Source organism: Lysinibacillus sp. FW301-JW8 (assembly GCF_058788755.1).
This window is the reverse complement of the sequence record NZ_JBYTBB010000010.1, coordinates 87,255-101,326: the sequence shown is the minus strand read 5'-3', so window position 1 is coordinate 101,326 and position 14,072 is coordinate 87,255. Positions and strand designations below refer to the sequence as shown.

Here is a 14,072-nt window from a genome sequence, read left to right as displayed (position 1 = left end):
CCTCGTTTTGAAAAAGGGCTATACTTTTTAATTTGTCACCTTGATTTCATTGACATAATAGTATTTCAACAACATGTCATCTATCTCGATAGATGGTTATTGCATTTTCTAGCCTAAAATCAATATTTTTATTTAGATTTGTAATTATACATCAGTGTGCGAAAGCAAGCTGACCGTCATTGTTACTTTGCCAATCACAACACCAACAAAGTGAATAGATTTATGTTGACCATTCGAATTATTTAAACATTCTCGTATTCCCCATGTTACAGCGTCATATGCAGACTATCTTACATGTGACGCCGTAACATTTTTTGTTTGTTCATATTCCGTTCATATTGTTGTCACAGAGAGTATATCTTCGTCCATTAAGCTATTCCTTGATGCTCATATAAAATGTCTAATAAATAGATAAGAAAAGGGGAAGAGGCGAGTGAAAATAAAAGAAAAGATAATGAAAATGAGGATAGGTAAACCGCTCATCTTTATGCTTAAAGCAATAGGAGTTATAGTTATTACAACAGTACTTTTTCTGGTCATTGTTTTTATTGTTAATATTATCTGTAGCAAATTCGAGCAAGGAAAAATAGATATTTATGGTCAGCCTGTAACTGTAGACGGGAAGGATATGAATGTCTTAATTCAGGGAGAAGGTGAAGAAACCATCGTGCTTTTACCTGGTTATGGAACAGCAGCACCAGCACTTGATTTTAAACCACTAATAGATGAATTATCTCCATTTTACAAAGTTGTTGCAATTGAGCCTTTTGGTTATGGATTAAGTGATCTAACTGAAAAGGAACGAAGCACAGAGAATATAGTCAGTGAAATACATGAAGCTTTACAGCGTCTTCATATTGAGCGGTATATTCTAATGGGCCACTCCATTTCAGGTCTTTACGGACTGGATTATGTGAACAAATATCCAAACGAGGTGAGTGCATTTGTCGGGCTCGATAGCAGTGTTCCAACGATAAGCGAGAAAAAGATTGATTCTTCAATAATAAGAACTATAAAACTATTAAAAAAATCGGGTTTAGCTAGATTACAAGTAAAGCTAGGTGATGACCCATACGCCGTACTACCATATGATGATAAAACAAAAGAACAAATGAGAATTTTGAAACACAAAAATATGTATAATCCCAGTCAGTTAAATGAAGCTGAAATTATGTATGAAAATTTTAGAGCAGCTGAAAATTTATCATTCCCAAAAAATCTTCCTGTTATTTTCTTTATACAAGCGAATCATCCAGTAACTGACAGATGGATACCAGAGCATCAAAAACAAATCCAAGATTCTGTACATGGGAAAGTGATGACATTTGAAGGAGATCATTATTTATATCGTACTAAAGCAAAAGAAATTGTAGAAAATTTCAGGGCGTATATGGATGAAATAAAATAAGTGTAGTAAAAAGTTTTTCCATCACAATCGTTGTAATAGTTTTGTTTCAATTAGATTGTCTTATATCCTCATGCTACGCTTGCTTTGTTAATAGAGGTTAACTAGGTTTAAACGATTAAACGTATAGTATAATTATACAAATAGAACGAGGAGGGAATGCAATGTCTAAAAAGCAAAAGGTTATTATTGTTGGTGCAGGGATTGTTGGTTCATCTATTGCTTATAATCTATCAAAAGAGAATCAGGATGTCACTTTAGTTGAGAGCCACTCAAAAGCAGGCTGTGGTGTAACATCAAATTCCTTTGCTTGGATTAATCCTTCAGGGCGTGTTCCAGAAAACTTTCAACATTTGTATGATGGGTCCTTAGCAGAATATCAAGTATTGGAAAAAGAGATTCCAGAATTAAAGGTTGATTGGAATGGCTCCCTTTCATGGGGAATTCCTGTAAATATCAATAAATCTTATGTAGAAAAAATAACTGGTCAGCAAGTATCGGACTTAGAACCTCATTTAAAAGAATATCCAAAGGAAGCTCTACATGCTTTTAAAGAAGGTGCGGTAGACCCTAATATTCTAACGAATCTTTTACTAAAGAAAGCGCAAGAAAATGGAGTAAAAATATTGTTCGACACAAAAGTAACACAAATTAAAAAGGAGGACGCTAAAGTAGTTGGCATCCATACTTCAAAAGGTTTTATAGAATCAGACGTCATTGTATTGGCAACTGGTACAGCGTTACCTGAGCTTTGTAAGCCTCTTAGTCTGGATGTTCCTGTTGAGTCATCACCTTCTATTATTATTCGAATGACATCTCCAAAAAAGCTTGTTCACACATTAATTTCTAATTCTAGATTTGAGGCAAGACAGCTATCTGATACTACTTTAATTGCTGCTGAAGACTATTTGGATGACCAAGGAGAAAACGGACCAGAAGAGGTTGGAAAAAGAGCTTTTGAAACTCTTCGCAATGATTTGGAAGAAGGGGAACATTTAGAGTTAGAAAGTATCAAAGTAGGGATGAGACCCATGCCTAAAGACGGTTACCCCATTGTCGGTTTTCATGATCAGGTAAAAGGACTTTATTTAGCAGTTATGCATTCTGCAATCACGTTATCTCCAGTTATTAGTCGATTGATTGCAAAGGAAATCGTAGATAATGTACAGTTGGAAGAATTAGAAGGTTGTAGACTATCTCGATTTTACAAAGTAAATGAATAATGATATTTCTAAAATGATAATAGTTGAATAAAATGATTAATCAAATTATCAAATATAAATCATGGGGGAAAGGCAAAAAGCAATTCGACATTAAAGCAGTAATGTTACAACCAATTGGTAAATATGGATCATATTATACTTCTTATTTGAGGAGATTATCATGCTCATAAATACATTTTATAAGAAGCACTTTACATATACTCAATATTATGTTAAATTACTCGATAATAAATTTGACTAAGGGAGGTGCAAGCAATGTTAACTGTTTTTAGAATTCTGTTTGGTAAAAATGTAAAACTTGGAAATGGTTTAGCTGACAAAGGGAGTAGTCTGTCCTTTTTTATGCTATGCAACCATATAAAAATAGTTATCGGAGCTTTTCCTCTATGCCAAGTAAATTACAAAGTAATGACTTAGTGTCCTTATGTATTTGAGCATATTTTTTGTATGAAGTTTGGCACCGATAATTCTTTGGGTGCCTTTTTTGTGTTGATTTTTAACTTAAGGGATAGACAACTCCTTTCTATTTACTCCTATAAAACTAGAGAGTCATAAGGAAGGATGAGAAAGATGCAATTAAAACAAAGCAATAAGTATATAAGAATAAAAGATTTCTTAATGGAACATAATTATCCTAATTTTAGAATGAGACAAATATTGAATGCCATTTTTAAAGAAAGAATAGATAAATTCAATGAAATGAATGTACTTCCTAAATCGTTGAGAGAGAATTTAGTTAAAGAATTTGGAGAGTCTCTTTTAGATGTTATTCCTTTAAAGGAACAACACTCTGAGCAAGTTTCGAAGGTCTTATTTGGAATATCAGGAGACGAAAAAATAGAAACGGTAAATATGAAATATAAAGCTGGTTGGGAGTCATTTTGTATATCCTCGCAGTGCGGTTGTAATTTTGGTTGTAAATTTTGTGCAACTGGAGATATAGGTTTAAAACGCAACTTAACGTCAGATGAAATTACTGATCAAATTTTGTATTTTCACTTAAAGGGACATTCAATTGATAGTATTTCTTTTATGGGAATGGGAGAAGCATTAGCTAATGTACAAGTTTTTGATGCTTTAAATGTATTTACAAGCCCTGAGTTGTTTGCCTTAAGTCCTCGTAGGCTATCTATTTCAACTATAGGCATTATTCCTGGCATAAAAAAAATGACTCAAAATTATCCGCAGGTTAACCTGACGTTTTCATTACATTCTCCTTTTCATGAACAGCGAAGCAAGTTAATGCCAATTAATGAACGCTACCCATTATTGGATGTAATGAATACATTAGATGAGCATATACGTATGACCTCAAGAAAAGTTTACATTGCTTATATTATATTGCCAGGAGTCAATGATTCTATTAATCATGCAAAAGAAGTAGTAAACCTTTTAAAAGGTAGATATAAGAGAGGGAACTTGTTCCATGTAAACATCATTAGGTATAACCCAACTGTTAGTTCGCCTATGAGGTTTGAAGAAGTAAATGAGAATCATGTTGTAAATTTCTATAAAGAATTAAAGTCAGCGGGAATTAACGTTACCATTAGGAGTCAATTTGGCATTGATATAGATGCTGCGTGCGGGCAATTGTATGGAAACTATCAAAAAAACAATAACCAATAAAAATAGTAGATGTAACTGGTATATCTTAAGGAAAAGGAATCCAAGGTGTTATTAAAAGACATGGATTAATTGGAGGTTCTACCTCTCACGGTTCAAGGTTCCATCGGTGTAATTGCCAAAAATGATGGCATGAAAGGGGACAAAGGAAAAAAGCCCTGACGTATGGGTGGAATGATAATTTATTCAAATAAAACGGATTTGGACGATAGGTAGTTTCCAAATCCGTGTTTTAATGTACTAAATTCTTCTAAAAATATGCATTCCATTCTACAGTTAGTCATAATCATATCAGATTCCATTTTAGTTTCGAAAATGATTAAGTGCTAGTAGGGTTGCAGAATTATATTCCGTAGGCAAATCATCCTCAAAATAAATAGCCTCCACTGGACAAACTAATTCACAAGCACCGCAATCAATACAAATATCAGGATTAATTACATATTGGGTATCTGTCATAACAATGCAATTTACAGGACAGACATCCAAACAGACAGCTGCTTTTTCATCCCTACATAATTCAGTAACTACAAAAGCCATTATAAATCCTCCCAGATAGATAGTTGTTGTTTTAATTCTTCAGGTGACTGTTTCCAGTATTCTTCATTAAATCCAGATAAAAACTGATAAAGTAGTTTTTTTGAATGAATATCTACATGATTAAGGATAAATTTCCCTTTAAGTGCCTTATCTAAGTAATTTACTTGTTCTGGCAAGGATTTATAGCCAAGTTTAATTCGGCGTTCTTCTTTTGATACACGTACTTCACTTGCTGTACAGCCCGCATAAAAAGGTCCATTTTGAGCAATCTGAATAGCTATCCAAACAATCCAATAACGATTATAATTGTCACTAGCATGAGCTAAGTCAGGGGAAAATCGAACCTTTTTTTCAATTATACTTCGCCCATGTAAGGCTTCTAAGTCTATAAATACGTGTTCGTTTTCACAATCAATAATAAGAGGTGTTACATTATTTAAATCAAGGGTACCTACTCCGTAACCTCCATCTCCATCTGTTGAATCATTACTTAAAATAGTAAAATGCATTTTATTTTTCATAGAAATCACCTTCACACAATTTGTATTTCTAGATTAATATATAAGATTGAAATTGTTAGCTCCCAGCATTTTATTTGTTTTGAATAATCCTAAACTCTGAATTTCCTGATACTTTTTAATTTAAAATTATAAATAAAATATACAACTTATTTTCATTTCTTGTCTTCAGGCTTACGTCTGAATTGTTTGAAATGGTAGGGTTACTATAATATAGTAATTTGAACTTTTATTTTGAAAATCGCTAATCATAGTAATTATATTTGTATAGATAGTCAACAGTGTAATCAACATATAACTGATTTAGAAAAAACAAAAGCGTTTTTCAAACGTATTACTCAATAGAAATTGTGTGAAAGTGGATTTGGTAAATCTATTCCAAATCCATTTTTATTATATTCTTTAAAATTCTTCACTTTATTTAACAATTCTTTGAACAGGCATTGAATTCATAATGTTTGATAAGTGTTATGAGAAGTAGATATAAGTTATTGAAGGATAATAATTCCTTTTGTCGAATTTTGTTATAGACGAAAGGAGAAATAAAAATGCAAGTTACAAAGTATTTTCATGGACTACCGAAGGAAAGCCAAAATGTTATTTATTCATTTGGAAATGAAAGGATATTGGATGAAAGTATTAAAATAATACAAAACAATATAGAACGTTCTATTATATTTGATCTTAATGGGAAAGATATTATTTTGAAAAAATTGTTATCTAAAGGAAAAGGCGACAATGATATTCATGCATTATTAGATCTAAATGATAGCCCTTATTTTCCCACGATTTTCGCATATAAGAGCTGGAGATTTTTTATTTATAGAAAAAGCAAAGGGAAGGCCCTTACCAGAGATTTTAAAAAGGGGTATTTGTCTTACAGAATTAAAAATAATTCTTGGTCATTTGGTTAAAGCAAAAAGAGCTATGATGGATGTAAATAGATATGACTATGATTTTAAACTTGAACATATCTTTTGGGATAAAGAAAATAAGAAAGTTACATGGATCGATTTAGGAATTTGTATGAAAACACCTAAAAAATACTCAGAAGAGGAAAAGGAAAAAAGGATTCAACAATGTATTACAAAAATAAAAATCAATTTTTTAATTAATGGTTATGACTTATTTTAAATTTGGGTATACATATTTTAGGGATTTTAGGAAGCGGGGAAAAGTACAATCTGGTAGCAGTCAATGCACGAAGGAAATATAGTGAGGAAATTTCTATAATGGGTTGATGAGAGTTTGAAGATATCCATTTCGAACAATTTACTAAGCTATAATTACAAATGTATCCCCAAGAATGATTTAGAAGATTATGCTCCCCTATAGAAAATGCTGATACAGTCTATTTCTAAGGGGAGCCTTTAATTGCAAAATTGAGAAATAGCTATGCCTTAATTTTCATCTTTTATTTTCCAGTCGTTTTGTATGATATCTTGAAGAACATTTTTCAGTTGTATAAATTGCTGCTCTGAGATATTTGATTGCTTCATTACTTGGCGAGACACTTCAGGGAGGTTACTACGAACATTACTTCCGTCCTTTGTTAAATATATTTGCATTTGTCGTTCGTCATCCTTGGAACGCTTACGGCAAATGTAACCCTTTGCTTCTAATTTTTTTAGTAACGGTGTTAATGTACCTGAATCTAAAAATAAACGTCGTCCTAATTCTTTTACAGTTATTTGTTCGTTTTCCTCTAAGGCTAATAAGGTGATATAGCCTGTATAAGTTAAATCATATGGCTTCAATAATAATGTGTATTGTCGAATGATTTCTTTCGATGTCGCATACAAAAGAAAGCATAGTTGATTATCTAATTGATTAGGCATAAAAATCCCCTCTTAAAGTTCTTCTACTTACATTTATATTAAAAATAAAGTTCCTGCTTGTCAAACACAATTAAATTGTGTACAATTCAATTTGTAAAAATTAAATTGTGTACAATTTAAAATGCTAATATAGATAAGAGGTTTTCAATTATGAAAGAATTATACTCAACTACAATGATTAATAATGGTGGGCGTAGTGGCACATCATATGCAGAGGATCAATCACTATCTTTAAAAATTGCACCACCTGGCTCAAAATTAGATAATGTTACAAACCCAGAACAATTATTTGCTGCAGGTTATAGTGCCTGCTTTAATAGTGCATTAGATTTAATTAAACGCCAGAAAAAACTTAAAAACTCATCAACGATTAAAGTAACAGTTAAATTAATGGAGCAAGCTGCTTTTGACTATGTGCTTGCTGTTGTTATCGAAGGACATATTGAAGGATTAGCTTTGGAAGAATCACAGGAATTATTAGAATTAACTCATACTGTTTGTCCATATTCAAAAGCAACAATGGGAAATATCAATGTAACAATTAAAGCAGTTTAAATTTTTTTCGAAAAAGAGGGAGATTACATGTCATCTACACAAGTAAAACAGATTATGCAGGAGCGTAAATCGGTTCGTAAATATAATGCTAAAACTAAAATATCTCGTGAAACAATAGTGCAGCTACTACAAGATGCTATTACAGCTCCTTCTTCGAGTAATATGCAACCATGGCGATTTATCGTCATTGATGATAAGGAAATTCAAAAGAATATTAATTTCTTTTCATTTAATCAAGAGCAAATTGAAACAGCCTCTGCCATTATCGCTGTCATTGGAGATATTGAAATGTATTTAAATGCTGAGGAGATTTATGAAAAAAATGCGGAATTAGGCTATATGCCAGAAGAAATTGCAAAAAAGCTTGCACAAGACGCATTAGCAATGTACGGTTCAGCTTCGACAAAAGTATTAGAAAACATAGTACATTTTGATGCTGGCTTAGTGTCTATGCAAATAATGTTATTGGCGAAAGAAATGGGTTATGATACAGTTCCGATGGGTGGGTTTGATAAAACTAAATTTGCTGAATACATGGAATTGCCTGCAAATGAAATACCTATACTATTATTAGCAATCGGTGAAGCAGCAGCACCTGCTTATGGTTCTTCACGTCTTTCAATTGATCGCATTGTAAGGTTCAATAAATAAATTTTTAGGCAATGTCCCAAAATGCATTTGCGGACATTGCCTTTTTAAACTTTTTAAGGGGTGAGTCGGATGTCTTCATTAACTTTTATTTTAAGCTTAATCGTGGCAGTTGAGCATCTTTATATTATGTATTTAGAAACGTTTGTAACTACATCAAAAAGAACAGCAAAAACATTTAATATGTCTGAGAATACATTAGAGAATCATAATGTCCAAGTTCTTTTCAAAAATCAAGGCGTATATAATGGACTTATTGCAATCGCCTTATTGTATGGTTTATTTTTTTCTCATCAAAAATCTGAAATTGTAGCCATTTTTTTAATCTTTGTTATAATTGTCGCAATTTATGGAGGCTTAACAAGCTCGAAGTCGATTATATTAAAACAAGGTGGTCCAGCTATTTTAGCAATCATAACTTTGTTTTTCTAATAGGTAATGAGTTTTTGAATGCATAAAAAAAGACCGAATTATTAATCAACCACAGTATAATTTGTTAAATCGCAAAAAGGAAATCTTGATTTTTCAAGTTTCCTTTTTAAACTATACATGAAGGTTTATCACTTCATCAAAACTTTTTAAAAAAAAACGGATTCTTTTTACGGATATTTAGAATGGCCTTTATTCAATTCAAATTCTCCATAATCTGTAGTTGTTGATATTATCGGCATGCAATTCTAATAGCAACGGATCTGAATTTGCAGGTAAAGGATAATGAGAAAACAGCTCAATCTGATATGCAAGCAGAGGAAAGTGAGAAAACAGTTCAATATACAACGATTACAGGTGAATAAGTTGAAATACCTGCAGAACCAAAACGAGTGGTTTAAATTGGTCAGACAATTGTTGATTTCTTGGCGATGGATATTCCGGTTGTTGGTAATAAACTTCCCCAAGATTATCCTAGTTACTATGAAGGTAAACTTGAAGGAATCGTTTCTCGGTTGAAAAACACTTTACTAGTTTGATCAATTTAAAATGATTTATAACCACCTATCAAAATATGCGATAGGTGGTTATTACATTTAAATGGTTTAACTTATTAAAACTCTAAAAAATTTGATTCCTCAGGATAGTATAGTTCTTTGCGTAAGCAGACATCCCGATGTGTGAGGGTTTCACCTTTAAAACGTAGCCAAATTTCGTCATCTGCCATGACACCATGAGTTTTACGCACGATGCCCCAACGATTATAGGCTTGCATATCCAATGAAGCCAGTAATTCTTTGGCATTGACCCGAGTAGGGGGGAAGGTTCGCCATTTTAGCCAACGTTCTAGTTCTTCTAAGGAAATATGCCCCTCCATAGTCGGTGAAAATTGCTTGTTAAAATCATCAATATAATTAATCACATAAGGTGTGCCACCATTAGCCGGTTTTAACTCAACATGAGCAATAATGTCATCCATCCACATCACATCAAATGTCATGTAATCAATCATTTAATTCACTCCCTTCGATGAATAAATGTTTCAATGCGGGATCACGCAACTGTGAGAGTAATACGTCCCTTGCACGACCGAAATCATACGGTGATTGTTCGATTGCAGCTATTAACTTATCTTTATTGATAAATGGTGGTCCCTCGTATAGGGTAAGTTGCCTTGCAAAAGATGAATTCAGTGGTTTTGCCTTCACTTTTCGCTTTAAAATCGTTAATGGTTTGCCAAGTGGATAGTCTTTTTCATCCGATAGCAGGCTAAGCCCATTATCGAAAATCGGTGCTAGCTCCCACGTTTTTTCTTGTGGATCGTATAAGAATAAAATGTTGTTTGTATGCCGGTCTTCATTAAGAATGAGGGCATCGAAAGCGAAAAGTTGTGCAATCTGTTGGCGTACATCAAGACCTGTAAACTGCTTGACTAGCGCCATTAATTGCTCGAATTTTTCTGTAGTGGAAAGTGTGCTGTTATTTGTAATTGGGTCAGTCGAGCTGAAATTTGCTTCAAACAGGCGCTCAAGTGTCACTTCCTGTTTTGTACCACGAAAGTCCGGTGAATAGCAGCCATCAAATTGCTCGCCGTCAGTTAACTGAATAGTACATAGCTGATAGACAACATAGTTTGAACAATCAAGCGTTGAGCATTTAAGCACGAGTGAAGCGAGTACTTCTGCTTGTCCTTCATATCCTCGTGCATTTTGTTTGACCCACATGTTGCCGATACGCCATTTCGATTGATCGCTTTTACTAGTAGTACTAATAATACGTTCAGCATCGGTAGGAATATGAATTGTTTTCATATCATAACGTCCTATTTAGTATGAGTTTCTTCTATTATATAGTGTTATCATCATTTAACGCACGAAAAGTTGTCCATCCAATATTGAAAATACTAAAGTAAGGAATGTTAGAAGACTGTTATTTTAGGATATCCAATCCAGTCTTCTTTTTATTTGCAATATGTTCGAATTTTATTGCCTTCTGATTATAGTATGCTTGTAATGAAAGTATACAAACAATATTTACTATCAGTATTTGATTTAGGGCCGGGCAGAAAGTTGTTAGTGACAAGCAGATCAAAAATAGTTAAATTGTAGTAAGAGGATGAAAATAGTAAGAGTAGTAAGAATAATACATTAGAAACACTTACACTAAAGAGAGCTAAGGCTTCTTACATCTATTTAATAGAAAGGTTAAAAATTTTGATAGCAAATAAATTTACGAAATCAAAAAAAATACTGATTATTATAAGTTTTATTTTTAGCTTACTTTCATTGCGCTTTGGATGGTTTCTTTATTTTAATGCTCCTACAAATCAAACTGCAGAAAAGGGAATTGTTGATTTACGTCATGTTACGTTAAATGAAGATAAGGTTATTTTTTTAAATGGTGAATGGCTATTTTATCCTTCAAAGTTTATTATTAACGATTCTGGCGTAAATAATGAACAGCAGTACATACAAGTTCCCGGGAATTGGAAAGAGAAAATGGAGCCGCTAGAGGGTTCCTCTATAGGTTATGGCTCCTATAGGCTTAAAATTTTGCTTCCCAATCAGGAAGAAACAATTTATGGTACTAAATTAGAAGGATTCGGGTCGTTTGCAAGTATTTATGTGAACGGTAAATTGGTGAATAGTGAAAACCTTGCTAATAAATACCCCATAGAGAAAATAAAAAAACAAGGACCCATGACGGTCATCTTTTCCTCTGAAGCAAAAGAAATTGACTTAATTATTCAAGTATCCAATTATGATAGTTTTAATTCGGGAGGTTTGAAAGATTCGGTTCATTTTGGGCTCCAATCTGCAATTACTAAGGGAGCTAATTTTTCAGAATCATTGCAATTGCTAGTTAGTGTCATTTTTTTTCTACATGGTTTCTATGCACTATCTATATTCTTCCTTGGAAGAGGGCAATATGAAAAGGAATTATTGTATTTTAGTTTTTTACTCATTCTTAATGGATTTATTATTTTAATAGACGATAATGTGCTGTTAAATCTTCCAATAAAGAATGGACTTTACATTAAATTACTGATAGTGCTACTGATCGGATTACTACTCTTAACATTAAAATTTATTAATGAACTTTATAAAATTAAGTCTACAGTATCAAATGTATTATATGTATTATTCATCCCCATATCTCTGACGCTATTGATAACATCAGCTTTGCACTACACACCTATGAAATTGCTTGTAATCATTTACGGAATTTTTATTGTCACTCAGCTTATTGTGCCTACTATTTCAGCTATTATAAAAGGGAATATTGATGGTATTTTTATACTCTTTTATTTAATTTGCTTTATATCAAATAGTATATGGGGAACTGCTATTAAAACTCTTGTAGTGAATATACCCTATTACCCATTTGATTATTTCATTTCAATAATTGTTATTGCTCTTCTACTGATAAGGCGGCATATAAATGTTATACGATTAAATAATGAGCAGTACGAAAAACTAGTAAAGTTGGACGTTCAGAAAGATATATTTCTTGCGAATACATCCCATGAACTTCGTAATCCATTACACGGTATACTAAACATTACACAAACGTTACTTGAAAGTGAATCATCGCAATTAACAAAAAAAAGTAAAAAAAATCTTGAATTGTTATTACAAATTGGCAATCGAATGGCATTTACTTTGAACGATTTATTAGATATCAATCAATTAGAAGAAGGACAGATTCAGTTAAATCAAAAAAGGCTCAACATATATAGTGTTACAGCTGGGGTTATTGATATGATTCAATTTATAAAAAACACAAAAAAGTTGGAGATCATCTCAGAAATTCCATCATTTTTCCCACCAGTATATGCGGATGAGAGCAGACTTGTCCAAATTCTTTTTAATTTACTTCATAATGCTGTCAAATTCACTGATGCAGGAAGTGTTACGATTAATGCCATTCATGATGATAAGGTAGCAACTATATTGATTAGTGATACCGGCATAGGAATGAGTGAGGATGACATCAAGCGTATTTTCCTTCGTTATGAGCGTTTTGAAAAGATTACTACAACTGGAATTGGACTTGGTTTAAATATAGCCAAGCAGTTAATTGAACTCCATGGGGGCACAATTACAGTACAATCAGTAGAAAACGAGGGGACAACATTGTCTTTCACGTTACCATTAGCAATCGATACAAATGTATCTATAGAAGAGGAAGTTTCAGCAACAGATTTCTCTTTGCTTCCTATAAATTCTTCTGATATCACGGAGAAGCAATTAATTGATGATGAACAAAGGGCAATGCCAAGCAGTAACATACTTATTGTTGATGATGATCCGATTAACTTAAAAGTTATTAGTAGTATACTGGAAGAGCTATATAATATTTATACTGTCACAAGTGGAGCAGAAGCGTTGAAAATGATTGAATTGGGAAATTGGGATATTATCATTTCTGATGTTATGATGCCAAAAATGTCAGGCTATGAATTATGTAAGGAAATCCGCAAGCGCTTTACAATAGTAGAGCTTCCCGTTTTGCTGCTGACTGCTAGAACCCAACCAATAGATGTTTACATGGGATTTCTTGCAGGAGCAAACGATTATGTTTCAAAGCCAGCAAATGCGCTCGAACTAAAGGCGCGTGTCCAATCGCTGCTTGCACAAAATCAAGCAGTTAAAGAGCAATTACGTCTAGAAGCGGCATATTTACAAGCTCAAATAAAGCCACATTTTCTTTTTAATACGTTAAATACAATCTCTTCGTTAGGTGAAGTAAATCCTACCCGGATGACGGATTTATTAATTGAATTCGGTAATTATTTACAAAAGAGTTTTAGTACAGACAACATAAAAAACTTAATTCCGATAGAAGAAGAACTTGATCTAGTTCGTTCCTACTTGTTTATAGAAAGTGAAAGATTTGGCAATCGCCTCGAAGTTTCTTGGGATTTAGATGAGCTAAAGGGGATTCTCATACCGCCTCTTGCTATTCAAACAATTGTCGAAAATGCTCTAAATCATGGCATTCTTAAAAAAACAGAAGGTGGAATCATTGTCATTTCGATAAAAAACCACAAAAATTATCATGTTGTTTCTGTAGAGGATAATGGGGTTGGTATGACAGCTAGTCAAGTTGAGGCAATTCTTTTAAGGACAAACAAGCATGAACAAGGTATCGGCATAGCCAATACGAACCATCGTCTTAAACGAATTTTCGGAGAAGGAATTCAGATTGAAAGTCAATTAAATAAAGGCACAATCGTTTCATTTTGCATTCCTAAAGGGTTACCAAATCTTTTCTAGCAATCTATTGATGA

The 14,072-nt window shown here is 32.9% G+C and carries 14 protein-coding genes and 1 pseudogene; 10 read left to right on the top strand and 5 right to left on the bottom strand.

The genetic code is table 11. The features are described 5' to 3' along the window. Positions 1-487 precede the first annotated feature (487 nt). The 3 genes from AC3WOM_RS06530 to AC3WOM_RS06520 all read left to right on the top strand — a co-directional run bounded on the left by AC3WOM_RS06530 (position 488) and on the right by AC3WOM_RS06520 (position 4,254). Complete coding sequence (locus tag AC3WOM_RS06530; protein ID WP_492445723.1) at positions 488-1,408, top strand: alpha/beta fold hydrolase; 921 nt, start codon at positions 488-490, stop codon at positions 1,406-1,408. A gap of 161 nt (positions 1,409-1,569) precedes the next feature. Continuing rightward, a complete protein-coding gene (locus AC3WOM_RS06525; protein ID WP_427547659.1) occupies positions 1,570-2,628 on the top strand; it encodes an NAD(P)/FAD-dependent oxidoreductase in 1,059 nt (352 codons plus the stop codon). 570 nt (positions 2,629-3,198) lie between these two features. Then, the gene (locus tag AC3WOM_RS06520) at positions 3,199-4,254 is read left to right on the top strand and encodes a Cfr family 23S rRNA (adenine(2503)-C(8))-methyltransferase (RefSeq protein ID WP_427547655.1); all 1,056 of its coding nucleotides are present in this window, start codon (positions 3,199-3,201) and stop codon (positions 4,252-4,254) included. Between the two features lie 300 nt (positions 4,255-4,554). On the opposite strand, the gene AC3WOM_RS06515 is transcribed toward AC3WOM_RS06520, so the two are convergent. Together AC3WOM_RS06515 and AC3WOM_RS06510 are read right to left on the bottom strand one after the other, a co-directional pair. Next, positions 4,555-4,791 carry a DUF362 domain-containing protein gene (locus AC3WOM_RS06515; protein ID WP_427547653.1) on the bottom strand — a complete coding sequence of 79 codons (237 nt, stop codon included), beginning with the start codon at positions 4,789-4,791 and terminating at the stop codon, positions 4,555-4,557. After that, positions 4,791-5,312: a YwhD family protein gene (locus AC3WOM_RS06510; RefSeq protein ID WP_427547651.1), complete on the bottom strand. Its 522-nt coding sequence runs from the start codon at positions 5,310-5,312 to the stop codon at positions 4,791-4,793. The genes AC3WOM_RS06515 and AC3WOM_RS06510 overlap by 1 nt, the downstream gene beginning before the upstream one ends. 545 nt (positions 5,313-5,857) lie before the next feature. Here AC3WOM_RS06510 and AC3WOM_RS06505 point away from each other — a divergent pair. Beyond that, positions 5,858-6,223: a hypothetical protein gene (locus AC3WOM_RS06505; protein ID WP_492445720.1), complete on the top strand. Its 366-nt coding sequence runs from the start codon at positions 5,858-5,860 to the stop codon at positions 6,221-6,223. Positions 6,224-6,236: 13 nt separating this feature from the next. Further along, entirely contained in the window at positions 6,237-6,443 is a 207-nt protein-coding gene (locus AC3WOM_RS06500) for a hypothetical protein (protein WP_492445718.1), read from the top strand. A 266-nt stretch (positions 6,444-6,709) separates the two neighbouring features. On the opposite strand, the gene AC3WOM_RS06495 is transcribed toward AC3WOM_RS06500, so the two are convergent. Then, positions 6,710-7,147 carry a MarR family winged helix-turn-helix transcriptional regulator gene (locus AC3WOM_RS06495; RefSeq protein WP_492445716.1) on the bottom strand — a complete coding sequence of 146 codons (438 nt, stop codon included), beginning with the start codon at positions 7,145-7,147 and terminating at the stop codon, positions 6,710-6,712. Between the two features lie 150 nt (positions 7,148-7,297). Here AC3WOM_RS06495 and AC3WOM_RS06490 point away from each other — a divergent pair, with 150 nt between their 5' ends. The 4 genes and pseudogenes from AC3WOM_RS06490 to AC3WOM_RS06475 all read left to right on the top strand — a co-directional run. Then, positions 7,298-7,702: an Ohr family peroxiredoxin gene (locus tag AC3WOM_RS06490; protein WP_427547645.1), complete on the top strand. Its 405-nt coding sequence runs from the start codon at positions 7,298-7,300 to the stop codon at positions 7,700-7,702. Between the two features lie 27 nt (positions 7,703-7,729). Continuing rightward, the gene (locus AC3WOM_RS06485) at positions 7,730-8,353 is read left to right on the top strand and encodes a nitroreductase family protein (RefSeq protein ID WP_492445713.1); all 624 of its coding nucleotides are present in this window, start codon (positions 7,730-7,732) and stop codon (positions 8,351-8,353) included. Positions 8,354-8,422: 69 nt separating this feature from the next. Next, positions 8,423-8,782, top strand: a complete 360-nt coding sequence (locus tag AC3WOM_RS06480) for a DUF1304 domain-containing protein (protein ID WP_492445712.1) — start codon at positions 8,423-8,425, stop codon at positions 8,780-8,782. A 220-nt stretch (positions 8,783-9,002) separates the two neighbouring features. After that, positions 9,003-9,288: pseudogene (locus tag AC3WOM_RS06475) on the top strand (ABC transporter substrate-binding protein); the annotation flags it as partial. A gap of 104 nt (positions 9,289-9,392) precedes the next feature. On the opposite strand, the gene AC3WOM_RS06470 reads toward AC3WOM_RS06475, so the two are convergent. Then, the gene (locus AC3WOM_RS06470) at positions 9,393-9,791 is read right to left on the bottom strand and encodes a hypothetical protein (protein WP_492445710.1); all 399 of its coding nucleotides are present in this window, start codon (positions 9,789-9,791) and stop codon (positions 9,393-9,395) included. Beyond that, a complete protein-coding gene (locus AC3WOM_RS06465; protein WP_492445708.1) occupies positions 9,784-10,590 on the bottom strand; it encodes a HipA domain-containing protein in 807 nt (268 codons plus the stop codon). The genes AC3WOM_RS06470 and AC3WOM_RS06465 overlap by 8 nt, the downstream gene beginning before the upstream one ends. 402 nt (positions 10,591-10,992) lie before the next feature. On the opposite strand from AC3WOM_RS06465, the gene AC3WOM_RS06460 reads away from it, so the two are divergent. Beyond that, the gene (locus AC3WOM_RS06460; protein WP_492445707.1) at positions 10,993-14,058 is read left to right on the top strand and encodes a sensor histidine kinase; all 3,066 of its coding nucleotides are present in this window, start codon (positions 10,993-10,995) and stop codon (positions 14,056-14,058) included. Positions 14,059-14,072 lie beyond the last annotated feature (14 nt).